The following is a 25,425-nucleotide window of genomic DNA, read 5'->3' as shown; positions in this document are numbered from 1 at the left end:
TTAATTTTCTTCATGAAAAAATGAATTTCACCTCACTCCACTTTTATATTTTCTAAGGGCAATTTCTCGGAGCACCATCACCCTTCTCACCTCCTGTCACCCGGACCCGCACCAATTGATGGTTGGTAATTCCTGCGGATGTGACGCTAATAATAAAGTCATAAGCTTTATCTTCAAAGATCACTGGCGGTGATTCAGTTGCCATTGGGTCTTTCGGCTGCTTGATACAAGTCAAAAGCGAAGGCTTAACATCTTCGGCCTTGGCACTCAAGATCGCAGTTTTCGGGTCAAAGCTCAAGAAGCCATGAATCAGTGGCGGTGAAGCGGGATTGGAGGCCCATGTATAAGTACCGTTACCACCAGCACCACTGAACATGAACACAAAAGGACTACCCACAACTGCTGGCGAACTCAACTCACATACATCGCCCGGCTTAATAGCGCCACATTCTGCAATATGCACGTTGTATTGCGACTCATTGATGGTGATGGTAAAAACATGCGTATCACTCTGATTACCAGCCCATGGCAAACGACTGCCCGTCGAATCAACCACTGCTACTTCAAACTTGTGGTTTTTAATGATTTCCTTGGGTGTTCCAGTAATTACCCCATTGGATTGCAGAGTCAGACCATCCGGCAGGCGGCCATTGACAAGGCGCCAAGTATGGGGCGGAATGCCACGCAACTTATTGCCTTTGTCGTCTATAGCGAAATCCAAAACAGCCAGAAACGGTTGCTCGAAATAGCCCTCCAGTTTCTGGTCGGCAATCTCCACTGGAGTCACAAAATTCGGCGGCGGCTGATTCAGCGCATACACCACAGTCAAATTGCTCACAGGCACAGCAATGCCATTGTCAACATTATTGTCCAGCGCATCGGTGAGGAACTCAACCAGGATCGGGCCTTCATACTGACCACCAATCACGGTAAAGGTAGCCCGTCCATTGATGGTCTTTGAAGACACCCAGGTATTACGTCCCGCGCTGCCCGATCCAGCAGAGCCAAGACGGGCACCGATTGCAGCATCGCTGTAACCAGACACAATGCGTGCATGCAAATTATTCCCAGCCGGGTCTGGAACCCGTTGGTTCTGCACATCAAAAATGGCTGCCTGGACCTGGATTTGATTATTGAGTTGTGAGCCCTGTGTAAAGGTATAGCCTACACTGCCTGTAGTGCGAGTTTCGATGTATAGGTCTGTAGGGCTTGGATTGGGGGTATCTTCGCCAACTTTGATTTCCACGCTAGCTTCACGCACTTGCTTATCGCGCGGATCCTGGATGGTGCAAGTAATTTTAGCTACGCCTGCGGTATCGTCGGCATGGAAGTGGAATGTTGCCATGCCCGCATTCGATGGCAAGGCAATGGAACGATACGCTCCGGGGATCTTAATAATTCTCCCATCCGCCAAAGTCACTTCCACCTGATGATCTGGATCGCCATCCAAATAGTACAGAGACACATCATTGCCGATGGAACGATCCAACGAACAACCAAAAACCTTTTCGTCTCCACTGCTAGGAATCGGGCGCCCAGCAATGGTGGCTTTGACATCCAGGGCCACTGTATATGGCGATAAACGACCCACTCCAGAATAGCCATCCAAACCAGGCCGCTTGTTTTCCAGATTCAAGGGCAAGGAGTAACGCTGGGCCGTCAGCTCAATTTTGTAAGGTGCGTTCGGAGTGCCACCACTCCCACCACCGCCTCCACCGCCGCAAGCGAGCAACACGGTGGCTGCGCCCGCAAGCACTGTCCAATACATGCCTTTACGGCAAATCTTTTCTATATTCACCTCTTTACTCCTTCATCAGAATGCATGATTTCGTGACGTCGAATTCATCCAAGGCAAACAGCTCATCAAGTTCACTCAGACAATCAGGCTGACAAGCCGTCGCAAGCAGAATCCAGCAATCGGACGTCTTCGTCAGCGGCGCATTGTATTTTGCTCGGTCACGATCTTGGGGGTGATGAACACCAGCAGCTCGCTCTTGCTGGTATTGCGCGTTGTTTTCTTGAACAAGTGTCCGGCAATGGGGAGGTCGCCCAAGAACGGGACTTTCGTCTCACCAGAGGTTTCCTGCAGCTCAAAAATACCACCAATCACCACCGTACCGCCATTTTCAACCAGGACCTGTGTCGTCACTCTCTTGGTGTCGATGGCCACTGTGCCGCCTTCATAGTTCGGGCTGTCTTTATTGACTTGCAGGTCAAGAATGACGTTGCCTTCCGGGGTGATCTGTGGCGTCACCCCCAAACGCATCACGGCTTTCTTGAACTCAATGGTGCTGGCCCCATTGGGCGCTGTAGTCGTGAAAGGGATCTCACGACCTTGCTCAATGAATGCCTCCACCTGATCTGCCGTCACGACGCGTGGACTGGAAATCACCCGGCCTTCGCCCGTAGACTCCAATGCAGAGAGCTCCAAGTTCAAGAAACGATTGGCCGCAGCATTGAAGATGGAGAGGGCAAAGCTTGCCGCTTCGCTTCCTTCCCCAAAGCCGGACGCAGGCAGATTGATGAATGCCCCATTGCTGCTGGTGCCTGCTGCAGCCCCTGAGCTGGTGAGCACATTGGCATAGCTGCCGCCAAACACCACCCGATTGCCCCGACCAATGTGGTAGCCGCCATCCCCGCCTCGTTCGGCGCGCAAGTCATTGCCACCAAGACGCGCCCCCAGATTACGGCCAAAACTGTCTGTCGCTTCCACAATGCGCGCCTCGATCAAGACCTGGCGCACTGGGATATCCCAAGTGGAAATCAATCTGGCCACTTCTTCCAAACGCGAAGGCGTGTCGGTCACAAACAATTGATTGGTGCGACGCTCGGCAATGGCAGAACCGCGCTCCGTGAGAAAGCGGTTGTTGTGTGTATCGCCGGCTCCAGAGCCTGCACTGCTGTTGGTCAGCTGTTCTGCAATGTATTCAGCACGCGCATAATTCAGCTGAAACGCTTGGGTACGCAACGGCTCCAGCTTTTGCAGTGCGGCTTGCGCCTCATAATCCTTTTGGCGGCGCGCATCCAACTCATCCTTGGGCGCCACCCACAGCACGTTGCCGTTGCGCTCATAACCCAACTCCTTGGAGTCCAGAATGATTTGCAAGGCCTGATCCCAAGGTACATCCTGCAAGCGGAGTGTCAAGGTGCCTTGCACAGAGTCAGAAGTCACAATATTGAAATTGGTGAAGTCTGCAATGACCTGCAACAAAGAACGAATTTCAATATTTTGAAAGTTCAGAGAAAGCTTTTCTCCTTTGAATCCCACGCCCGGTGTCAGCTTATTGGGCTCGGGCTCGACACGGCGCAGCTCCAGCACATACTGCCCATCAGCCTGATAGGCACTATGCGCCCAGTCACCTTCGGCCTCGACCTCGACGCGCGTTGAATTCGCTGTTTGCCGCGCCTGCACGAACGTCACAGGCGTGCCAAAGTCCGTCACATCCAAGCGATTACGCAGCTGACTCGGCAGCGACACATTGGGGATGTCCAGCACGATTCGCTTGCCTTCCTGCCGCAGATCAACCTCTACACCTTGCGCAGGCAGGTCAATCAGCACACGCGCAGCGCCATCAACGCCCCTGCGGAAATCCAAGCCCTGCAAAGCAACTGATCCAGCAGCAACAGAAGCTGCACGCTGCTGCCCCCCTAAGCTGCTGCCAGAAGACTTCACAGCATGGTTGCTGGTGCTGGTTGGTGAATGCAAGAAAACCTTTACCGTCTTGCCCGCCCGCTGTATTTCGTAATTGGCAGGCTCACGCAGACTCAAGACAACGCGCGCCCGGTCTGCTCCATCAATCGCATTAATGGTACGCAAGTTGCCCTGATTGATGGCAGCACTCTGACGCCCAGAAATGACGCCAACTCCAGGAAAGTCCAAGGAAATTCGCGCAGGCGATTGCACCAGAAAAGCCACCGGATCGAAATCAATTTCGTCGTTCAACTCAATCTGAATCACCTCACGCCCATTCTGCTGCATACCAGTCACAGAAACAATATCCGCGGCATAGGCAGAGAAAGCAGAGCTCAGAAACAAGCCGCTCAGCAGCAATTTGGCGCCCAGGGCACCTCGCTTTAAATTCATCTTTTGCATTTTTTCTCCTTCACTCCTGCAGCTCAAGCACTGTCGACTGTTCAATCCATTCACCTGTTGCATCTTGTACAACTTCCTGCAGTTTCATCTGTGTCTCGGAAATATTCCGAATCAGGCCATAGTTCTGCCCGATGTAGTTACCTGCAACAACCTGGTAAAGATGATTTTCAACCAAAACCAATGCTGTTGGCTTGCCTGCCTTTTGCATGAAGCCTACCATCTTGATGGCGTCCAGAGGATAAGCTTCCAGAGGTTCTTTGCGTCGATTGCGGTGCTGATCAATCAAGCGAGTATCTCCCCGTACCTGCCCTGACTGGAATACCCTGGCTAACTTCTCAAAGGCAAACGGATCCTCGGCAGAGCCACGATCATATGCCACAGGCTGAAAGACCAATGGCTCCCGCAAAGGTTGGATATTGGGAACAGCCTGACTTTTCTCACGAGCCATCCAGGCAGAAACTTCACTTTGCCTGGAATCCATGATGCAACCCAGCAAGGAGCCACTCATGCCCAAAATCAAAAGATACCTTGACCAATGAAATGAAGATGCCATGACTTACCTCTTGATTGCTTTTAATTCTCACGCTGCATACTGGCCACTTCCTCCGGATCAAGGTAGCGATAAGTCACCACGATGGCTTTCATGCCCAATCGCTCATCCGTCGGATTTTCTTTACTAATCTCCATATTTCCTACAGTCACAATACGAGACAGATGGGCAATATCTGAAAGAAATTCGCCAATGGCATCGTACGTACCCGTAACCATGATTTCTATGGGCTGTTCAGCATAGTAGTCCTTGAGCTGTGGGGCCCCAGGCTTGAATGATTCAAACTGCAGACCTCGACCAACGCCAGCCTGATTGATATCGGAGAGCAAGGCCGCCATCTCTGCCTTGTTGGGAAGTTGCTTCTCCAAAAGGTTGACATATTGGATAGCCTGCTCGCGCTGCTTCTTCAAGGCATCCAAGTTGATGGCCTTCTTGTAATCCTTACTGAACTCTGCGCGAAGTGTTTCTTCTTGAGCCCGCGCCGCTTCCAGTTCATCCTTGAAGTTCACAAGCCACAAAAACCACAACAAGACAGCAACAATTGCAGCAATGAAAACAAAAACAACCAAGCGTGGAACAATGGGCCACAACCAGGGGTCTCGGCCACTGGTTTGCTGAAACTGGGACATTAAACTAGCCATGCTCCCTCCTATCACTTCTTGACATCTGACTCTTCATCAGTGCCTTTTTTGTTCAAACCAAAATTCAGTGAGTACCCAAATGCCTGGCGTTCTCTGCTTGCCCCAAGGTGGATCTTGGCCGCCTTGGTTTCAACCAGCTGAGGCTTGGAATCCCAAGGCATGCCATCAGTGATGTTTTTCAAAAAATCGGCAACGGTTTGGTTGGACTGAGCGATTCCCATCAAAGTCACCGTCTCTGCCGTTTTATTCAGGGATGTCACATAAGAACCATTGGGAGTCTCACGCACGATTTCATTGAGCAACTCCACAGGCAAATTACGCTCGGACTGGAGGTTTTCGACTGCTTCCTGCCGGGCTTTGAGTGCCGCAATTTCTGCCTCGATATTAGCGACCTCCTTGATCTGATCCTTGAGCCTGGCATTCTCCTGCTCAATCATGCGATTGGCATTTTCTTGATCAGCAATCAAGGTTTGAAAAAACAAATAAATCCCTCCAGCAATGGCCGCCCCGGCAATAGCAGAGAGCACACAACTGGCCATGAAGGTTTCTTTGCGAACCTTTTTCGCGGCCTCTCGGTGAGGCAACAGGTTAATCTGAATCATTGATCAAATCTCCTCAAGGCCAAACCACAAGCCGTCAAATAACTAGGCGCCTCACGCATGACCGTCTTCATACGCACGCCGCCGCCCATTTCCATGCCCTCGAACGGGCTGGCGACCTGACACACTGTCTCGGTGGCCTGCGTAACGGCAGCAGCCAATCCATCGACGATGGCAGTGCCGCCAGCCAGTAGGATTTTGTGCACCGAGTTGTAGGGTGAACTGGTATAGAAAAACTGCAGCGAACGGCTGATTTCCTGAGTGATGCTATTAACGAATGGGCGCAACACGGCCAAGTTGTAATCTTCGGGCATGTCACCGCTGCGCTTTTTGTTTTCCGCCTCTTCGGCAGAAATCCCATAATGACGCGCTATGGCTTGGGTCAGTTGCCCACCGCCAAAGGACTGCTCTCGCTCAAACAGAATTTCCTCACCCTGCATCACCAGCAGATTGCTGGTCGAGGCGCCAATTTCCAGCAAGGCCACCAGAGGGGCCTCGGAAGACTTGGGCCAAGCCTTGGCCAGACGAGTGACAGCCAGGCGCGATGCGTAGGACTCGATGTCCAGCACAACAGCTTTCAGGCCAGCAGCCTCTGCCAGTCCCTGACGATCCTGCACGCGATCCTTGCGCGATGCGGCAATGAGCACTTCCACATCGTCGCTGGAATGCTTGGAGGGGCCAATGACGCAAAAGTCCAGACTCACCTCATCCAAGGAAAAGGGGATGTAATGACTGGCTTCGGACTCCACCTGAATTTCCAGTTCCTCCTCAGAAAGCCCTGATGGCAGCACAATCTTGCGCGTGATCACTGCCGACGAAGGCAAGGCAAGCGCAGCCTGGCGCGTTTTGGTGCCACTCTTCTTCACCAAACGGCGCAAAGCCTCTGCCACCTCATCGAAGTTCTCGATATTGCCCTCGCTGACCCAGCCTTTTTCCAGACGCTCAAGAGCCGCGCGCTCCAAGGTGATCTTGCCATCGCGCGAGCCACTGAGCTCGACCAGCTTCACACTGGATGTGCTCACATCGATGCCAACCAGCGGCGTCGATTTGGCACCGAACAGAGATCTCGTTGAGACCACATTACCCCCTTCTTGCCCTGTTAAATAGAGCAACAAAATGTACGACTTGACACACATACTATCAGCATGGCTGGGCAATGCAAAGAACAAGTTACGCTTGTTTTTGCGCCTCTGTTGTCAAAAGCACACGTGATTGTCATTATTCTGTCGGACGGGGATTGTGCGTTATCCTCGCTGCCGCAATCTCGTCACCGGTACGCCTAGACAATGACATTTGCGGAAGGTCGAACGGATCTCAGGTCCTGATCAAGGTCTCGCTGGATCCTGTGCAAATCTTTCTTTGAGCACGCCTGCCTGGCCCAAGCCCCTCAAACATGCCCTTGAATTCCTCCCGCAGCGGCAGCGGCCGTCAGCGCGCCTTTTCCAACCAGCCCTCTTCCCAGCCTGCCGCGCCCGATGTATCCCAAGAACAGGCGGGGCCTCGGCGCTCTTCGCTGCTCTTGCGCGTGCTGGCTTGGTTGGCTGGCCTGGCCGTCACTGGCATCGTGGCGGGCATTGCCGTCGTCGTCGTCGTCGTGGCCACCATCTACCCCAAGCTGCCAGACATTTCTGATCTGGCCGACTACCGGCCCAAGCTGCCATTGCGGGTGTATTCCGCCGAAGGCGCACTGATTGGCGAGTTCGGCGAAGAGCGCCGGCGCCTCATGCCCATTGAGGAAATTCCGCAGGTCATGAAGCATGCCATTTTGGCCGCCGAAGATGCGCGCTTCTTCCAGCACAGCGGCGTGGACTACCGCGGCATTGCCCGAGCCGCGTTGGCCAACATCCGCGATCTGCGCAGCCAGGGCGCTTCGACCATCTCCATGCAGGTCGCGCGCAATATGTACTTGTCCTCGGAGCGCACCTTCACCCGCAAGCTCTACGAAGTGCTGCTGACGATGAAGATCGAACACATGCTCTCCAAGAATGAAATCCTGGAGATTTACATGAACCAGATCTTCCTGGGCAACCGCGCCTATGGCTTCTCCGCCGCTTCAGAGACCTACTTCGGCAAGTCCCTGGAAGAAGTCAGCATTGCCGAGGCGGCCATGCTCGCCGGCCTGCCAGTTGCCCCTTCGCTGTACAACCCCATCCGCCGCCCCGAGCGCGCCCGCATTCGCCAGTTGCACATCATCAACCGCATGCTGGAAAACAACTTCATCACCGCCGAGCAGGCCCAGCAGGCGCGCGATGAAAAGCTCCACATCCGCCGCACGATGGACAGCTTCCCCATCCGCGCGGAGTTCGTTGCGGAGATGGTGCGCCAGTCCATGGTCGAGCGCTATGGCGACGAAGCCTACACCCGCGGCCTGAACGTCTACACCACCATCGCGCTCTCCGACCAGGAGGCGGCCTATCAGGCGCTGCGCACCGGCATCATGAACTATGAAAAGCGCCAGTACTATCGCGGGCCGGAGAACTTCATCACCTTGCCCGCCGATGCGGCCGAACGCGAGGACGTCATCGACAAGGCCCTCGTGGCGCACCCCGACAATGGCGAGCTGCTCTCTGCCGTGGTATTGAAAGCCTCTCGCCAGAAAGTCACCGTGGCGCGTGCCGACGGCAGCCAGATCGACATCACCGGCGATGGCCTGCGCCCGGTGCAGTCGGGCCTGTCCAGCAAGGCTGCAGCCAATATCCAGATCCGTCCCGGTGCCATCGTGCGCATCATGCAAACCGCCAAGGGCGGCTGGGAGATGACGCAACTGCCGGAGGTCGAAGGCGCTTTCGTCGCCATGGATACCCAGACTGGCGCCATCAAAGCCCTGGTCGGCGGCTTTGACTTCAACAAGAACAAATTCAACCATGTAACTCAGGCCTGGCGCCAGCCTGGTTCGGCCTTCAAGCCCTTTATCTACTCGGCCGCGCTGGAAGAAGGCTTCATGCCCGCCACCCTCATCGCCGACACCCCCATGTACTTCCCCCCCTCCAGGGCCGGGGGCAAGGCCTGGGAGCCGCGCAATTACGACCGCAGTTTCAGCGGCCCGATCAGCATGCGCGTGTCGCTGGCCAAATCTCGCAATATCCCCACCGTGCGCCTGATCCAGGCAGTGGGCGCCAAAAACGCCCAACAATGGGCTACCCGCTTCGGCTTCGATGCCAGCCGCATCGTGCCCGTGCTGCCCATGGCCCTGGGCGCGGCCGAAGTCACGCCGCTGCAAATGGCCGCCGCCTACACCGTGTTTGCCAACGGCGGCCATCGCGTCGATCCTTGGTTGATCGAGCGCGTGACCGACTATCGCGGCCGCATCCTCTCGCAAACCACGCCGCCAGCGCTGGCCGACATGCCTCAGGCCATCGATCCGCGCAACGCCTTCATCACCAGCAGCCTGTTGCAGGAAGTCACCCGCTCGGGTACGGGCGCCAAGGCGCGCGGCATACTCAAGCGCCCCGACATTTACGGCAAGACTGGCACCACCAACGATGCGCACGATGCCTGGTTCGCAGGCTTTCAGCCCTCCATCAGCGCTGTCGCCTGGATTGGTTACGACAACCCCCGAGATCTGGGCAGCCGCGAGACAGGCGGCGGGCTGGCGCTGCCCATCTGGGCGCAGTTCATGCAGCATGCCCTCAAGGACGTGCCTGTGGCCGAGCTCAAGCCCCCCAAGGGTGTGACCCGCTCTGGCGGCGATTGGGCCTACAGCGAATTCTCGGCCGGCCGCGGCGTTGCCAGCCTGGGCATGGAGACTGTCTACAGCGAAAGCGTCACTGGCGGCTACACCGCTCCGACCAGTCAGGAGCGCGAACAAATCATGGACCTGTTCCGCAATTGAAGAATTGTTCAGGGCCTCGTGACGCCCTGCTGACAACGGGCGTGCATTAGGGTTTGTTGGGATTGAGTGCTGCAGCGGTGTTTTTCAGTCAAAACCCGCAGCTGGCGCGTTGAAAGCGCTTGCAAAGTGGCCAGGCCCTGCGCGCGTTTTCGCCTTGCTTCTGCGGCTTTTGCCTCAAAAAAACCGATTTGCAAACCAAATCCCAACGCCCCCTAAGCTCGTCAATCAACGGCTCCTGCCCTCAATAACCACGCTGTCTCTGACCTTCACGGCCACTTCAAGGAGGTGGCCTTTTCATTTCTTGCCAAGTCAAACTGCATGCCGCTCTTTCACAAACTGTTGTCACTCCCACTTTGCTTCGCTGCCCTCAGCTGCTGGGCTCAGGCGCCTGCAGGGCATGGGCAGCATCCGCCCTCTGCCCAGATTACCGGCCCAGCCGCCGAGCTGGTCGTGCCCTGGCCGCCTGGCGGGGGCACCGATTCCGTGGCACGGGCCTTCGCCCAGTTGGCGACCCCTTTCGCACAACAGCCGCCAGCCGTGGTTAACCGGCCAGGTGCCAGCGGCGCCATCGGCTTTCAATACGCATTGACGCCCTCCCCCAACAACAAGCTGGCCATGGTGTCGGCAGAAATCCTGCTGCTGCCGCTGCAGGGCATTGGTCAGGTGCAGCTCGGCCAGTTCGAACCCATCGCCCAGCTGACCAATGACCCGCTGGCCATCACCGTGCGCGCCGATGCGCCATGGCAGTCGATCGAGGAATGGCTGGCCTCCGCGCAATCGACGCCTGGCCTGACCATCTCCACCGCCGGCGTGGGCACCACGCACCACATGGCCGTCACCTCGCTGGCCCAGGCCACGGGCGCGCAACTGATTAACGTGCCGTACCAGGGCACGGCCCCTGCCGTCATGGGCGTGCTCAGCGGTGAAGTGCACGCCACCATCGCTGCCTATGCAGAGCTGGCCCACTTCGTAGAGGCCGGCAAGCTGCGTACCCTGGCCGTCCTGGCCAAGGAGCGTCTACCCGCCATTGCCCAAGTGCCCACGCTGCGCGAGCGCGGCCACGACCTGCAATGGAGCGTCTGGCGCGGCCTGGCCTTGCCCAAGGGCAGCGCGCCAGAACTCGTCCAGGCCTGGCAAGACGTGGCACACCGCATCGCCACATCCCCGCAGTTCGCCAGCACACTCAAGGGCCTCTCGATCACGCCCGCCTATCTGGACCGCAAAGCCTTCAGCGCCCGGCTACAAGCTGAGGAACAGGCCTACCGCGCCTTGCTGCCGCACCTGAAACAATCGCAATAACGCCCAGGCCGAGGCGGGCAAAGCCCTGGGCTATGATGGGCGCGCACTTGCCAGAAAGCCTGTTCAAAACATCGGGACGAGTAGGCAAGCAGCGGTTGGGGATGGGCTGCAAGGCGTGCAACGCAGACGGGCCCGATGGCCCAGCAAGGTTTTGCAACGCCGCAACCGCCCCAATCCGCTGGATTGCACACCGTACAGAGTTTTTTTGAACAGGTTCTGAGAGCCTACCCGAGACCGTCCACCGCCCCAGTGCAGGCCCATGATGGCTGCACTGCACAGGGCACAAGGCCCCGACTGCCATCTTTTGCTTGACCATCGCACTCCCATGCCACTGCCACCAGCCCCCAAACGCCGCGGCGACAGCGTCCAGGCCACCAGCTCCACGCCGGCTGCCGGCCCCAACCGGAAAAAACTGATCGCCACCAGCGCCAGCGGCGATTTACTGCCCCCCACTGCAACGGCAGCCAGCCCTGCTGCCGCAAGCAAGACCCGCCAGTCTTCAGCCTCCACAGCTGCCGCCCCTCAGATCGCCGCAGCCACGCCCCGCCAGCGCGCCGCCAGCCAGAAGAGCAAGGCCACCTTGCCGGCACAGGCCAGCGCCGCGCCGACAGCGGCGCCGGCCAGCATCAACAGCCCGGCCACTGCCAGCAATGCAGCGGCGCTGCCACAACGCAGCAAACGCAGCGCCTCCAAGGCGCGGCGCGCCGGCAAGGGCGAGGCCAATGGCCAGCACACACGCCTGTTCGTGCTCGACACCAATGTGCTCTTGCACGACCCCACTGCGTTGTTCCGCTTTGAAGAGCATGACATCTACCTGCCGCTGGTCGTGCTCGAAGAGCTCGACACCCACAAGCGCGGCGCCACCGAAGTGGCTCGCAATGGCCGCCAGGTCAGCCGCAGCCTAGACGCGCTGGTGTCCATCGCCGGGCAGAACGATCTCAGCGCCGGCCTGCCGCTCGACTCCACAGGGCAAAAGCAGGCGCGCGGCAAGCTGCTGTTCCAGACCACGCTGCTGGAGCAGGAGCTGCCCCAAGCCCTGCCCCAAGGCAAGGCCGACAACCAGATCCTGGGGGTTGTGCACGCCCTGCAAAAGCTGCATCCCGAGCGCGAGGTGATCCTCGTCTCCAAGGACATCAACATGCGCGTCAAGGCCCGTGCGCTGGGCATGGCGGCCGAGGACTACCAGAGCGATCGCACGCTCGATGACGACGAGTTGCTCTACAGCGGCGCGCTGGCCCTGCCCGAGAACTTCTGGGCGCGCCAGGGCAAAAAACTCGAAAGCTGGCAATCACAGGGCGATACCTTCTACCGCGTGCATGGCCCAGCCGTGCAAAGCATGCTGGTCAACCAGTTCGTCTACTACGAAAAGCCGGGCGAAGCGGGGCTGTACGCCATCGTCGAATCGCTGCAGGGCGACAGCGCCGTGCTGCGCACGCTGCGCGACTACACCAGCATCAAGCACAACGTCTGGGGCGTGATGGCGCGCAACCGCGAGCAGAACTTCGCGCTCAACCTGCTGATGAACCCGGAGATCGACTTCGTCACCATCACCGGCACGGCCGGCACGGGCAAGACGCTGCTGGCTCTGGCTGCCGGACTGACGCAAGTGCTCGACGAGCGCCGCTACAGCGAAATCATCATGACCCGTGCCACTGTCAACGTGGGCGAGGACATCGGCTTTCTGCCCGGCACCGAGGAAGAAAAAATGGGGCCGTGGATGGGCGCGCTGGACGACAACCTGGAGTTCCTCAGCAAGGGCACAGGCAACCAAAGCGGCGGCGACTGGGGCCGCGCCGTCAGCACCGACCTGATCCGCAGCCGCATCAAAATCAAGAGCATGAACTTCATGCGCGGGCGCACCTTCCTGAACAAATGGGTCATCATCGACGAGGCGCAAAACCTCACGCCCAAGCAGATGAAGACCTTGATCACCCGCGCCGGCCCAGGCAGCAAAATCATCTGCATGGGCAACCTGGCGCAGATCGACACCCCGTACCTGACCGAGGGATCCTCGGGCCTGACCTACGCAGTCGATCGCTTCAAAGGCTGGCCCTACAGCGGCCACATCACGCTGGCGCGCGGCGAACGCTCGCGCCTGGCCGACTTTGCCAGCGAGGTGCTGTAAGGCAAGGCCTGTACGAATCCAGTGGCAAGTTGCGCGCTTGGGACACCCGGGATGGAATGCGAGGCGCGGAGCCACAGCAATGGCTCCAGCCATTGTGAAAACGAGCAATGAGGCCCCATCCCGCAGATGCACACGACACTGCGGTTCGTGCAGGCTTTTCTTAGAGCCTGTTCAAAGGATCTACGCGCAAAAACCCTGACCAGTAACGCATGCTCCGCGTCGTCGCCTGACGCAGCAGGATCTGGGCTACGCAATGCCTGCGCGCCATACCTGGCCGCCATGGCCTGCCCAGGTGCGCACTGCCTTGAAATCCATCCTGCCTCCCCCATCTGCAACGCCACTGGGCATGCCTCGTGCCTGCCCAGTAGCTGCGTTTTTTTGCCCTCCTCTCTTTATTCGCTAACCACTGCCGCCTTGCCCAGCCCCTGCCCGGCATGCATCCGAGCCGGGGGCGATGGAGCCAGGCATCGCAGTGTCTTGGCCCATTCTCATTGTCATGACCCCATCCAGCCCCGTCTCTGCCAACACCGCCACGCCGGCCAATCCGCTGCTGGCCATCACCGATTTGCCGGCTTTCGATCAGATCCAACCAGCCCAGGTGCTGCCGGCCATCGAGGCCCTGGTCGCCCAGGCCGACGAGGCTTTGGCTCACGTCACCCAGCCAGACTTCCCTGCCGACTGGCAGGCGCTGGCGCGCGTGCTGGACGTGGCCACCGAGCGCCTGTCCAAGGCCTGGGGCGTGATCGGCCACCTCAGCGGCGTGGCCGATGATGCCCAGCTGCGCGCAGCCTACAACCAGGCCTTGCCCATCGTCACCGACTTCTGGACTCGCCTGGGCGCGCACGAAGGCCTGTACGCCAAGTACAAGCAGATCGACCTCGCCGGCCTGAACGCAGCGCAGCGCCGCGCGCTGGAGTTGGCGCTGCGCGGCTTCGTGCTCTCCGGCGCCGAGCTGCAGGGCCAGGCGCGCGTGCGCTTCGCACAAATTCAAGAGCGCCTGGCCGCGTTGCAGCAGAAGTTCAGCGAGAACGTGCTCGACGCCACCGACGCCTACCACTACTACGCCAGCGAGGACGAGGTGCGCGGCCTGCCCGAGGACGTGCTGCAAGCCACCGCCGAAGCAGCACGCGCCGATGGCCAGCAGGGTCGCTACAAGCTCACGCTGAAGATGCCCATCTACCTGCCCGTGCTGCAGTACGCCGAGGATCGCGCGCTGCGCGAGCGGCTGTTTCACGCCAACGCCATCCGCGCTTCCGACCTGGCCCCTGCCGAGCAAAGTCATCTGGACAACAGCGCCGTGATGGACGAAATCCTGCAGCTGCGCGATGAAGAGGCGCGCCTGCTGGGCTTTGCCAACTATGCCGAGCTCTCTCTGGCGCCCAAGATGGCCCAGTCGCCCGAACAGGTCGTGGCCTTTTTGCGCGACCTGGCCCAACGCGCCCGTCCCTTCGCCGAGCGCGACGTGACAGACCTGCGCGCCTTCGCGCGCGAGCAGCTGGGCCTGGACGACCCCCAGCCCTGGGACTGGACCTACATCTCCGAAAAGCTCAAGCAGGCCCGTTACAGCTTCAGCGACCAGGAAGTGCGGCAATACTTCAGCGCCAGCAAGGTGGTCAGCGGGCTGTTCGCCATCATCGAGCGCCTGTTTGGCGTGCAGATCAAGGCCGACCAAGCCCCCACCTGGCATCCGGCCGTGCAGTTCTTCCGCATCGAGCGCGACGGCCAGCTGGTGGGCCAGTTCTACCTCGACCAGCCCGCGCGCGCCGGCAAGCGCGGCGGCGCCTGGATGGACGATATGCGCGGGCGCTGGCTGCGCCCGGACAGCGGCACGCTGCAAACGCCCGTGGCCTACCTGGTGTGCAACTTCGCCGCTGGCAGCGGTGGTCAAGATGCCTTGCTCACACACGACGATGTCATCACGCTGTTCCACGAATTCGGCCATGGTCTGCACCATCTGCTGACCCAGGTCGATGAGCGCGATGTCTCGGGCATCAGCGGCGTCGAGTGGGATGCCGTGGAGCTGCCCAGCCAGTTCATGGAAAACTTCTGCTGGGAATGGCCCGTACTACAGGGCATGACCGCCCACGCCAAAACGGGCGAGCCGCTGCCGCGCGCGCTGTACGACAAGATGCTGGCGGCCAAAAACTTCCAAAGTGGCCTGCTCACGCTGCGCCAGGTGGAATTCGCGCTGTTCGACATGCTGCTGCACCAAAGTGCCCAGCCGCAGGTGTTGGAACTGCTGCGCCGCGTGCGCGACGAAGTGGCCGTGCTGCCGCCGGCCCCCTACAGCCGCACGCCGCATGCCTTCTCGCACATCTTTGCTGGCGGCTATGCGGCCGGCTACTACAGCTACAAATGGGCCGAGGTGCTCAGCGCCGACGCCTATGCCGCATTCGAGGAGGAGGCCCTGGCCCCAGGCCAGCCCGACCCGGCCACCGGCCAGCGCTACCTGCACAGCATCCTGGAAGTGGGTGGCAGCCGCCCGGCCATGGAGTCGTTCAAGGCCTTCCGCGGTCGCGAGCCTCAACTCGACGCCCTGCTGCGCCACCAGGGCATGGCCGCCGAAACGGCGCAGGCCTGCACGGCCGAATAAAAGATGCAGCCCGGGCCTTCTGGGCTTGGGCCGCTGTGGCATGGGCGTGGGTTTTTAGGGGTTGTTCAAAATCTCAGCACAGCAGGCAAACGCGTGGCATTTGGGCGCCCTGCCACGCCAGCAAAGCCTCGCAACCCATCCCCAACCGCCTCTGGCCCACACGCGCCAAGATTTTGAACAGGCTCTGGGGGGCTCTGGGGTGCTCTGGGCACTGCGGGCCGGCCTGGGCCCAAGCCCAACACGCGAGCGGTACGTCCGCCAAATGGCAAATCCCGCTGGGCCGCATCAGGCGCACCTGGCGAACCTGCGCGGCAATTGGCACTACTTGCCGGCCTGCTCGATCAGGTGCTTGAAGGCATCCAGATCGCCCACGCTGCGGTAGACGCTGCCGTAGCGAATGAACGCCACCTTGTCCAGCCGCTGAAGCTCATGCATCACGGCCTCTCCAATGCGGCGTGATTCCACTTCACGCCCGCCCAGACCAATCAAATACAGCTCAATGCGGGCCACGGCATCGTCCACATCCTGCGTCTTGACTGGGCGCTTGCGCAGCGCCAGGTTGATGGAATCGCGCAGCTTCTGGCGCTGGTAATCCACGCGCCGGCCATCGCTCTTGACCACCGTCGGCATGCTCACTTCGGCCCGCTCATAAGTGGTGAAGCGCTTCTCGCAAGCGCCACATTGGCGCCGGCGACGGATGCTGGTGTTGTCATCGGACAGGCGCGTTTCCACCACTTGGGATTCTTCATGTCCGCAAAAAGGGCATTTCATGCTGCTTGGCTGCGTGGGCGCAATCGGTAGGGGTCAAACAGGCCTGCGGCAGATACAAGAACCGCGCCGTGGAGTGCAAATGGCTCCATGGCGCGGCCAAAAATATCTTAGTCAGCGCTGGCTGCACGGCAGGGCCTGGGCAGCCAGCGACCGCATCAGCGATAGACAGGGAAGCGATAGGTCAACTCATGCACCTTCTCACGCACCTTGGCAATGTGCTGCGCATCGCTGGGTTTGTCCAGCACATCCGCAATCAGATTGGCGGTGATGAAGGCCTCCTCATCCTTGAAGCCACGCGTGGTCATGGCCGGTGTGCCCACGCGGATGCCACTGGTGACCATGGGCTTTTCCGGATCGTTGGGGATGGCGTTCTTGTTGACTGTGATGTGGGCCTCGCCCAACACGCGCTCGGCTTCCTTACCAGTGATTTGCTTGGCGCGCAGATCCACCAAAGCCAGATGGCTTTGCGTGCGACCACTGACGATGCGCAGGCCGCGCTCGGCCAGCACGTCGCTGAGGATCTTGGCATTGGTCAGCACCTGCTGCTGGTAGGTTTTGAAAGCCGGCTGCAGCGCCTCTTGGAATGCCACGGCCTTGGCGGCGATGACATGCATCAGCGGGCCGCCCTGCAGGCCTGGGAAGACTGCGCTGTTGATGGCTTTTTCATGCTCTTTCTTGCACAGGATGATGCCGCCGCGCGGGCCGCGCAGACTCTTGTGCGTGGTGGAGGTCACCACATCGGCATGGGGCACCGGGTTCGGGTACAGGCCAGCGGCGATCAGGCCCGCATAGTGCGCCATGTCCACCATGAAAATGGCGCCCACGGCCCGTGCGACTTTGGCAAAGCGCTCGAAATCAATGTGCAGGCTGTAGGCCGAGGCGCCGGCAATGATGAGCTTGGGCTTGTGCTCGTGCGCCAGGCGCTCCATGGCGTCGTAGTCGATTTCCTCCTGCTCATTCAGGCCGTAGGAGACGACGTTGAACCATTTACCGCTCATGTTCAGCGGCATGCCATGCGTAAGGTGGCCGCCTTCGGCCAGGCTCAAGCCCATGACAGTATCGCCCGGCTGCAGGAAGGCCAGGAACACGGCTTGGTTGGCCGAGGCCCCGCAGTGCGGCTGCACATTGGCTGCCTCGGCGCCAAAGAGCTTCTTCACACGCGCCAGCGCCAGCTCCTCGGCAATGTCCACGTACTCGCAGCCGCCGTAATAGCGTCGGCCCGGGTAACCCTCGGCGTATTTGTTCGTCAGTTGCGAGCCTTGCGCCCACATCACTGCCGGCGAAGCATAGTTCTCGCTGGCAATCAGTTCGATGTGCTCTTCCTGGCGCTTGTTTTCGGACTGGATGGCGGCGAACAACTCGGGGTCAACCTGTTCAACCAGCAGATCGCGTTGGTACATGATGGTGGTGATCCTTGACTAGGCAAAAAGACTGGAAGCCACGGCCAGACCCACGTCAAAAGGCCTTGACCGAGGACAGCGCGGCAAAGGCGCTAGTGTAATGGAGGGTAAACGCTGTGTTACGGCAAGCGCGTCGCCGCCCTGTTGTGCGCTACCGAGCCGCCTGCGCGGTGCGGCCCGATCCACGAAGGCATCGGCGCAGAATTTGCGGGCGGCCGCGCAATCACTGGGCCAGGGCTTGGCTTGCCTGGGGCGCTACATCATCCGGGCCGGAGCGGGCTGCCAGCAACTGTTGCACCCCCTGCTCTTCCACCAAACGCGCCAACTGCTCCATATGTGCGGCCGATTGCACGGTTTGCGCCTGCGCCGCCAACTGCGCAACCTTCTCTGGCTGTGCAGGTGCAACAGCGCTTTCGACGCCCTTGCGCAACTGCGGCGCAGCAGCTTGCGTCACAGTAGCCACTGTGGACTGCAGGCCCAGCGGCTGGGCGGTGGGCGCCAGGCCGCGCACGGCCGGCTTTTGCTCAGCCAGGGCCAAATCGGCCTTGCGCTGCAGTTGAGCAGTCTTGAACGAAGCGGGCAACACCTTCGCCGCATTGCGCGTCGCTTCCTTGAGTCGCTCATGCTCGGCCAGCACCTTGCTGGAATAGCCACCATCGTTGGGCAGCTTGGCCGCGCCGACGTAGCACACCAGGCCGCGCTGCACGCCGCCAAAACGGTCGATGCAGTCTTTGAGGATCAAAGAGCCGACCTGCATGTTGCTCACCGGATCGAAGGCGGCCAGCGTGCCGCCGAAATGCTGGTACTTGTCCTCATGCACGCTCGTCATGACCTGCATCAGCCCTTGCGCGCCCACTGCGCTTTGCGCAAAGGGGTTAAAGCGCGACTCAATGGCCACCACGGAGAGAATCAGGCGCGGGTCCAGGCCGCGCTTTTCACCCAAAGAGTAGGCCTGAGCCACCAGCGCACCCATGGGCTCGGGGGCGACGCGGTATTTCTTGCTCAGCCAGAAGGCGGCTGCGGCCTGCTCTTCGGACAGATCCAGCAAATCCACGGCCGTGACGCGCTCCAGAGCTTCGTGCTCCACATCCAGATCGACTTGCGCCACCTTGCGCTGATAAAGATGGCTGTAGAGCCATTGCTCGCCCCGGTTCAGCAAATCGGGGTGGGTGTAGAGCACCAAACCAGCAAATACGGCCACGGCGCCCAGCATGGCCAGGATGTTCAGCATCACCGTGTGGATGCTTTTGCCCATCCAGCCCAGGCCTGCGGCCAATAACCGCAGCCAATGCGTCAGCAGAGACATTCGCTTCTCCAACGTGCGGCTGCGCCAATTCAGCCGCTTCAGTTTTTCGACCAGCCACCTCACATGCTGTGCAGCGCTCACAAGCCACTTGCCATAGCCTGTGTCATGGGGTTTGCCGGTCTTGGCATTGAACAATGCGAGTTTGCTCCAGGCTTTCTACCTGCGCCCCTGCTGCACTGCGCCCTGGCGCCGAAGCTGAAAACGCATCGGGCCGGTGGCATAGTGCAGATTCCCAGGGGTGATGAAGCGTTCAGGGCCGCCAATGTTGGGGCGGCTGCAGCGGCTGGCGCTCATGCCTGCCACCCCTGCGCTTGCAAGCAAACTCCTCGTAGGGTCTTAAAGCCTGCGCTCAGGCTTTTAATGATTTGTGCGCTGCACAAATATTGCAAAAATGTGGATTTTCTGAATCTACAAATAGCTGTCAATGGATAGCATCCCGTCTTTCATGTAATTTTGTGTATATAAATTGCTGCCAGCGCAGACGCTCAATCAGCACTTGGCCTTAACTGGCTGATTTGCATAGGCCTTATGCGGCGAGCCTGCCACGCCGTTTGTAAGCCTGGACTGTCCGCCTGAATGGCACTGCTTGCCCCAGTTTTCGCAGCCAAAAAACAACATGTGCGACGCCGCCACCCCTTCTTGCCCTCCCCCAGAACCAACTGCACAAGGGCCAGCTCCAAGCCAACCCCCAGCGGGGCCGACTGTGCAATGGCTGGCCGATGGCAGCCCCTATTCGCCACAATTTGGCGATCGCTACCACAGCCATGCAGGTGGCGGTCTGGCTCAGGCACAGGGCTGCTTTTTGCAAGGCTGTGGCCTGCCCGAGGCCTGGCGGGGCCAGCGCCAATGGCGCATTCTCGAGACGGGCTTTGGCCTGGGCCTGAACTTTCTCGCCACTTGGCAGGCCTGGCGCGACGACCCCCAGCGTTGCGATCGGCTGCACTTCATCTCCACCGAGGCCTGGCCTGTCTCGGCCCAAGACTTACTCGCCGCTGCACGCAGTCGCTACCCGCAGCTGCTGCCCCTGGCCGAAGAGCTGGCCTTGCAATACCGCGATCTGCACAGTGGCATCCATCGCCTGAGCTTTGAGCAGCAGCGCGTGCATTTGACGCTGGCCATCGGCTCAGCGCACGAATATCTGCGCAGCGAAGGCTGGCAGGCCGACAGCGTGTACCTGGATGGCTTCAGCCCAGCGAAGAATCCGGACATCTGGAGCCCTGCGGCCCTGCGCGCCGTGGCGCGCTGCTGCATCCCCGGCCACACGCAACTGGCCACTTGGTGCGTGGCCAGCCCGGTGCGCCAGGCGCTGGCGCAGAGTGGCTTCAGTGTCCAGCGCGTGCCTGGCATCCCGCCCAAGAAGCACAATCTGCGCGCCCGCTATGCGCCGCCCTGGCACACCCGGGCGCGCAACGCACCGGCAGCGGCCCAGCACCTGCCCTGGCCTGCGCCGCTGCCGGTGGCCTGGCATTCAGCCACCAAGCCACAGGCCATCGTCATCGGCGCCGGGCTGGCCGGCGCCAGCATGGCCCATGCATTGGCCGAGCGGGGCTGGCGGGTCAATGTACTGGAGCAAGCCGATGCTGCTGCGCAAGGCGCCTCGGGCTTGCCTGTGGGCCTGTTTGCCCCGCACATTTCGCCCGACGATGCGCCACTGTCGCGGCTCAGCCGCGCCGGCCTGCGCAACACACGACGCCTGGCCGCGCGCCTGCTTCGCCACGGGCAGGACTGGCAAGACAGCGGCGTGCTGGAGCACCGCATCGGCAAACGCCTGGGCCTGCCTGCACATGGCGCCTGCACCACGCCGGGCCAGCCCCCGGCAAAGCAGCCTGCAGTGCCCCACATAGCCAGCCAAGCCTCGCACCTTGCGCTGGCCAGCCAGCGCCTGGCCGCTGGCCTGGACTGGCCCTGCCCCGATGCAGCGCAGGCACCGCAACAAAGCGAGCACCCCGCCGTCTGGCATTCCGAGGCAGGCTGGATTCGCCCCGCCGCACTGGTGCAACGCCTGCTGCAACATCCCCACATCACGCTGCACACAGGCTGCCAGGTACAGGCCATTGCGCCCATCGCAGCATCAAGCACCGAACAGCCCCCCAACAAACTTTCCAGCATCCCGGCGCTGCAACGCTGGCAAGTGATGCTCCAAACCGATGCAGCGGGCAGCGACAAGATCTTGGAAACCGATTGCTTGGTCATCGCCGCCGCTTTCGACAGCCTGGCGCTGGCCCAGCCCTGGGCCAGCGCCCCCCTGCCACTGAACCCTGTGCGCGGTCAGGTCGTCTGGGGCGTCGCGGCAGCCGATGCGCCTGAGCCCGCCTGGCCTGCCTGGCCGGTCAACGGCAAGGGCAGCTTTGTGCATGTCCCAGCGCCCCCCGATTGCAGCGCCCCAGGGCAGATCGCCCAAGATGCTCACGCGGCCAGCGCTGCGCAAGCACTGCGGCTGTGGGTCAGCGGCGCTACGTTCGAGCGCGAAGCGCCATTGGAGCCACCCAGCGCCAAGGCTGTGGCCGCAGCCTGGCAACAGAACCGGCAACGCCTGGCGCAACTCATGCCCGCTGCAGGCCCTGCCCTGGCACAGCATTTGTTTGAGCACAGTGCCCTGGGGCCGCAGCGTTGGGGCGCCGTGCGCTGCACCACGCCCGATCGCACGCCCTGCTACGGCCCCGTCAGCCCGCAAGCCCCCAATGTGTTATTGGCAACAGGGCTGGGCGCACGCGGCCTGACGCTGGCCGCGCTGTGCGCGGACATCCTCTGCGCCCTGCTGCACGATGAGCCACTGCCTGTGGCGCGACAGCTCGCCGCCTTGGTACTGAGCAGTCGCTTGCCCATGGCCGCCAACGCCGCGAAGACATGCTGACCATGGCCCAGGCAACAAAAAACCGTTTGAAGCACCAGGGCTTCAAACGGTTTTTGCTTTTGCAAACAGCGCACCCGTTTCAAACGGCAGGCTGGTTCAGTGCCCAGCCTGGGCGGGTGGATGAGAGAGGTTTTTGAGCAGGCTATTAGGCTTCGGCCTTGGCCAGAGCCTTGACTTTGGCGCTGAGGCGGCTCTTGTCGCGAGCGGCCTTGTTCTTGTGGAAGATGCCCTTGTCGGCCACGCTGTCGATCACGCTCTGGGCCTTGGCAAAGGCTTCGGTGGCCTTTTCCTTGTCGCCAGCCAGCACAGCCTTTTCAACGTTCTTGACGAAAGTGCGGTATTTGGAGCGCAGCGAGGTGTTGGCTGCGTTGAGCTTGACATTCTGGCGAGCGCGCTTGCGGCCCGATGCCAGGCGGGGGTTTTTCTTGGCGGGTTTGGTTGCCATGGTATATGTCCTTGGTGTTTGGGGATGTTGTTTGCAAAACCGACGATTATAGCCTCTGCGCAGCCAACTGCTGATCAGCAGCGGCCTGTGCCGGGCGGGCGCGGTAGTACACGCAGATGCGCTGCCCAGCCAACTCGTGCACCTCGATGGGCATTTGGTAGAGCGGCTGCAGCACCTCTGGGCGGATGAGCTCGGCCGGGCTGCCCTGGCAGGCCAGGCGCCCCTGCTTCATGGCGATGATGTGATCGGCGTAGGTGGAGGCAAAGTTGATGTCGTGCAGCACGATCAGAACGGTCTTGCCATGTTCGTCGGCCAGGGCGCGCAACAGCCCCATCATGGCCACGCCGTGGTGCATGTCCAGGTTGTTCAGCGGCTCATCGAGCAGCACGTAGTCCGTGTCCTGGCACATCACCATGGCCACGAAGGCGCGCTGGCGCTGACCGCCGGAGAGCTCATCCAGATAGCGCCCGGCCAACTCGGTGAGTTGCAAATGCGCCAGCGCCTGGTCGATGTGCCGGGCGTCCTCCGGGCTCAGCCGCCCCTTGGAATGTGGAAATCGGCCAAACGCCACCAAGTCCCGCACCGTCAGGCGCAGCGTCATGGGGTTGTCCTGACGCAGGATGGCCAGCTTGCGCGCCAGTACGTCGCTGGGCGTGCGGGCCACATCCAGGCCGTCGATGCGTACCCGCCCGGCACTCAGCGGCGCCAGCCGACTGATCAGCGACAGCAGCGTCGACTTGCCCGCGCCATTGGGGCCGATGATGGCCGTCACGCCGCCGCGCGCGATGTTCAAGCTGACGCCATCGACCACGGCCGCCGCGCCATAGTGTTTACTCACTTGCTCCAGTTCGATCATGCGCACTCCATGCCCAGGCCGGTCGGCCCGGGCGAACCCGCCTGCCTCATTGCCCTTTGCTGCGCAGCAGCAGCGCCAGAAACACCACGCCGCCCAGCAGCTCAATCACCGTGCTCAGCGCGGCATTGAAGCCCAGGCCATGCTCCAGCAGCAGCTGCCCGCCCAGCAGCGCAATGCAGCCCACCAGCACCGCCGCCGGCAGGCTGTAGCGGTGGCGCATGTCGCCCATGAGCTGGTAGGCCAGGTTGGCCGCCAGCAAGCCCAGGAACGTCACCGGCCCCACCAGCGCCGTGGAGATGGACACCAAAATGGCAATGCACAGCAGGATCTGCATCACCTGCCGGGGGTAATCCACCCCGAGGCTGATGGCCATGTCGCGCCCCAGCGCAATCACATCGAAATTGCGCCGCATGCGCCACAGCCACAGCGTCACGCCCAGCAGCACCAGGGCCGCGCTCCACAACAGGTGCGTGGCCATCAGATTGAAGCTGGCAAAAAAACGATCCTGCAGGCTGCCGAACTGGTTGGGGTCGATCAACCGCAGCATCAGCCCCGTCAGTGCGCGAAACAACACCCCCATGACCACCCCCACCAGCAGCATCAGGTGCAGGCTGCGCACCGCGCCAGTGAACAGGCTGCGAAACAGCAGCCAGGCCATCAGCACCATGAGCAACGTCTCCGCCGCAAACTTCAGCGTGGGGTTGAAGGCCGAGACCGCCTGCATGCCGAAGGCGTAGGCCAGCGTTGTTTGCAGCAGCAGGTACAGGGCGTCAAAGCCCATGATGGCCGGCGTGAGGATGCGGTTGTGCGTGATGCTGTGAAACAGCACGGTGGACACCCCCACGGCATAGGCCACCATCACCATGGCCGCCAGTTTTGCGCCACGGTGCTGCAGCGCAAAGGCCCAGTCGGTCTGCACGCCATAGGTCAGAAACAGGCCGGCGCAGGCCAGGGCCAGCCACAGCAAGGCCAACAGCCGCTGGCGCGGGGGCAGCGCCAGCCTGCGGTCTGCCCTGGGCGGCGGCTTGGCCCCAGCCATGGTCGATGTTTGCTGCGCCATCTCGCCACTCACCCCAGTTCGGCCCGCTTGCGCCACAGCAGCAGCAGAAACACGGCGCTGCCCAGCACCCCCATGATGGTGCCGATGGGGATTTCGTAGGGCCGGATCAGCAAGCGCCCAAGAATGTCGCAGACCAACATCAGGCCCGCGCCGCACAGCGCCACCCAGAAGACCGAGCGCCGCATGCGATCGCCCAGCCACAGGCTGACCAGATTGGGCACCAGCAGACCCAGGAAGGGGATGACCCCCACCGTCACGACCACCGCGGCCGTGACCATGGCTACGATCGTCAGGCCGATGAACATCCAGCGCCCATAGGGCACGCCCAGGCTGACAGCCACGGGCTCGCCCATGCCGATGACAGTGAAGCGGTCTGCAGCGGCAAAGGCCCCCAGCGTCAGAAACAGGGCCAGCCACAGCAGCTCATAGCGCCCCTGCAGCACGGCCGAAAAATCGCCCACCGTCCAGGCGCGGATGGCCTGCAGCATGTCAAAGCGGTAGGCCAGAAACGAGGTCACGGCCTCGATCACACCGGCAAACACCAGCCCCACCAGCGGCACCAGCAAGGTACTGCGCAGCGGCAGGCGCTGCAGCAGCAGCAAGAACAGCCCCGTGGCTGCCAGCGCGAACAGCGCTGCCACCAGCATCTTGCCCAGCAGGGCCATGCCCGGCCAGCACAGCGCCACCACCAGCATGCCCAAGCTGGCCGCACCCACGGTGCCCACGGTGGCCGGCTCCACGAAGCGGTTGCGCGCCACCATCTGCATGATCATGCCGGCCACGGCCATGCTGGAGCCCGCCAGCATCAGCGCCAAGGTGCGCGGAATGCGGCTGATGAACAACACCTGCGAGACCGTATCGCCCGGCGTAGGGGCCAGCAAATCCCGCCAGCCGATGGTGATGGCGCCCACCAGCGTGCTGCACAAGGCCAATGCCGCCAGCAACAGCAAGCCCAGCGCATAGGCGGCAGCGGCGCGCATGTCCGCATGGCGATGGCCTGC

At 61.0% G+C, this 25,425-nt stretch carries 19 protein-coding genes; 6 read left to right on the top strand and 13 right to left on the bottom strand.

The annotated features are described in order from the left end of the window. Window positions 1-52: 52 nt before the first annotated feature. The 6 genes from CK620_RS13680 to CK620_RS01545 form a co-directional block, all read right to left on the bottom strand. A complete protein-coding gene (locus CK620_RS13680) occupies window positions 53-1,798 on the bottom strand; it encodes an Ig domain-containing protein (RefSeq protein WP_143325860.1) in 1,746 nt (581 codons plus the stop codon). 132 nt (window positions 1,799-1,930) lie between these two features. Next, the gene (locus CK620_RS01565) at window positions 1,931-4,093 is read right to left on the bottom strand and encodes a type IV pilus secretin PilQ (RefSeq protein ID WP_095548809.1); all 2,163 of its coding nucleotides are present in this window, start codon (window positions 4,091-4,093) and stop codon (window positions 1,931-1,933) included. A 10-nt stretch (window positions 4,094-4,103) separates the two neighbouring features. Further along, window positions 4,104-4,646 carry a pilus assembly protein PilP gene (locus CK620_RS01560; RefSeq protein ID WP_095548808.1) on the bottom strand — a complete coding sequence of 181 codons (543 nt, stop codon included), beginning with the start codon at window positions 4,644-4,646 and terminating at the stop codon, window positions 4,104-4,106. Window positions 4,647-4,666: 20 nt separating this feature from the next. Continuing rightward, the gene (locus CK620_RS01555; RefSeq protein ID WP_095548807.1) at window positions 4,667-5,284 is read right to left on the bottom strand and encodes a type IV pilus inner membrane component PilO; all 618 of its coding nucleotides are present in this window, start codon (window positions 5,282-5,284) and stop codon (window positions 4,667-4,669) included. 11 nt (window positions 5,285-5,295) lie between these two features. Then, on the bottom strand, window positions 5,296-5,886 hold the full coding sequence (locus CK620_RS01550; protein WP_095548806.1) for a PilN domain-containing protein: 591 nt from the start codon (window positions 5,884-5,886) through the stop codon (window positions 5,296-5,298). Beyond that, window positions 5,883-6,962 carry a pilus assembly protein PilM gene (locus CK620_RS01545; protein WP_095541203.1) on the bottom strand — a complete coding sequence of 360 codons (1,080 nt, stop codon included), beginning with the start codon at window positions 6,960-6,962 and terminating at the stop codon, window positions 5,883-5,885. Before CK620_RS01545 ends, CK620_RS01550 begins: the two co-directional genes overlap by 4 nt. A 314-nt stretch (window positions 6,963-7,276) precedes the next feature. Here CK620_RS01545 and CK620_RS01540 point away from each other — a divergent pair, with 314 nt between their 5' ends. The 4 genes from CK620_RS01540 to CK620_RS01525 all read left to right on the top strand — a co-directional run bounded on the left by CK620_RS01540 (window position 7,277) and on the right by CK620_RS01525 (window position 15,732). Next, window positions 7,277-9,715 carry a penicillin-binding protein 1A gene (locus tag CK620_RS01540; protein WP_095548805.1) on the top strand — a complete coding sequence of 813 codons (2,439 nt, stop codon included), beginning with the start codon at window positions 7,277-7,279 and terminating at the stop codon, window positions 9,713-9,715. A 318-nt stretch (window positions 9,716-10,033) separates the two neighbouring features. Continuing rightward, entirely contained in the window at window positions 10,034-11,014 is a 981-nt protein-coding gene (locus CK620_RS01535; protein WP_095548804.1) for a tripartite tricarboxylate transporter substrate binding protein, read from the top strand. Window positions 11,015-11,339: 325 nt separating this feature from the next. Next, window positions 11,340-13,139 carry a PhoH family protein gene (locus tag CK620_RS01530; RefSeq protein WP_095548803.1) on the top strand — a complete coding sequence of 600 codons (1,800 nt, stop codon included), beginning with the start codon at window positions 11,340-11,342 and terminating at the stop codon, window positions 13,137-13,139. A gap of 496 nt (window positions 13,140-13,635) precedes the next feature. Continuing rightward, window positions 13,636-15,732 carry a M3 family metallopeptidase gene (locus CK620_RS01525; RefSeq protein ID WP_095549092.1) on the top strand — a complete coding sequence of 699 codons (2,097 nt, stop codon included), beginning with the start codon at window positions 13,636-13,638 and terminating at the stop codon, window positions 15,730-15,732. A 321-nt stretch (window positions 15,733-16,053) separates the two neighbouring features. On the opposite strand, the gene nrdR is transcribed toward CK620_RS01525, so the two are convergent. The 3 genes from nrdR to CK620_RS01505 all read right to left on the bottom strand — a co-directional run bounded on the left by nrdR (window position 16,054) and on the right by CK620_RS01505 (window position 19,209). After that, window positions 16,054-16,503 carry a transcriptional regulator NrdR gene (gene nrdR, locus CK620_RS01515; protein ID WP_095541198.1) on the bottom strand — a complete coding sequence of 150 codons (450 nt, stop codon included), beginning with the start codon at window positions 16,501-16,503 and terminating at the stop codon, window positions 16,054-16,056. Between the two features lie 155 nt (window positions 16,504-16,658). Then, on the bottom strand, window positions 16,659-17,903 hold the full coding sequence (glyA, locus tag CK620_RS01510) for a serine hydroxymethyltransferase (protein WP_095541197.1): 1,245 nt from the start codon (window positions 17,901-17,903) through the stop codon (window positions 16,659-16,661). A 223-nt stretch (window positions 17,904-18,126) separates the two neighbouring features. Further along, window positions 18,127-19,209: a lytic transglycosylase domain-containing protein gene (locus CK620_RS01505; protein ID WP_238945966.1), complete on the bottom strand. Its 1,083-nt coding sequence runs from the start codon at window positions 19,207-19,209 to the stop codon at window positions 18,127-18,129. A gap of 703 nt (window positions 19,210-19,912) precedes the next feature. Between CK620_RS01505 and mnmC2 the strand changes: the two genes are divergently transcribed. Both mnmC2 and CK620_RS13965 read left to right on the top strand, forming a co-directional pair. After that, window positions 19,913-22,063, top strand: a complete 2,151-nt coding sequence (gene mnmC2 / locus CK620_RS01500; protein WP_238945965.1) for a tRNA (5-methylaminomethyl-2-thiouridine)(34)-methyltransferase MnmC2 — start codon at window positions 19,913-19,915, stop codon at window positions 22,061-22,063. Beyond that, window positions 22,057-22,200 (top strand): hypothetical protein, encoded by a 144-nt coding sequence (locus tag CK620_RS13965; RefSeq protein ID WP_172424434.1) that lies wholly within the window; start codon window positions 22,057-22,059, stop codon window positions 22,198-22,200. Before mnmC2 ends, CK620_RS13965 begins: the two co-directional genes overlap by 7 nt. 8 nt (window positions 22,201-22,208) lie before the next feature. On the opposite strand, the gene rpsT is transcribed toward CK620_RS13965, so the two are convergent. From rpsT to CK620_RS01480, 4 genes are read right to left on the bottom strand one after another with little or no spacing between them, the layout of a single operon-like run. Continuing rightward, window positions 22,209-22,508 carry a 30S ribosomal protein S20 gene (rpsT, locus tag CK620_RS01495; protein WP_095548801.1) on the bottom strand — a complete coding sequence of 100 codons (300 nt, stop codon included), beginning with the start codon at window positions 22,506-22,508 and terminating at the stop codon, window positions 22,209-22,211. A 46-nt stretch (window positions 22,509-22,554) separates the two neighbouring features. Next, a complete protein-coding gene (locus tag CK620_RS01490) occupies window positions 22,555-23,364 on the bottom strand; it encodes an iron ABC transporter ATP-binding protein (RefSeq protein ID WP_095538932.1) in 810 nt (269 codons plus the stop codon). A gap of 46 nt (window positions 23,365-23,410) precedes the next feature. Continuing rightward, window positions 23,411-24,403, bottom strand: a complete 993-nt coding sequence (locus tag CK620_RS01485; RefSeq protein ID WP_095549089.1) for an iron chelate uptake ABC transporter family permease subunit — start codon at window positions 24,401-24,403, stop codon at window positions 23,411-23,413. 29 nt (window positions 24,404-24,432) lie between these two features. After that, complete coding sequence (locus tag CK620_RS01480; RefSeq protein ID WP_095541395.1) at window positions 24,433-25,404, bottom strand: ABC transporter permease; 972 nt, start codon at window positions 25,402-25,404, stop codon at window positions 24,433-24,435. Window positions 25,405-25,425 lie beyond the last annotated feature (21 nt).

The organism is Vandammella animalimorsus (assembly GCF_002285285.1).
GTDB lineage: Bacteria > Pseudomonadota > Gammaproteobacteria > Burkholderiales > Burkholderiaceae_C > Lampropedia > Lampropedia animalimorsus.
The sequence above is the reverse complement of the archived record's forward strand: the minus strand, read 5'-3'. Positions and strand labels throughout refer to the sequence as shown.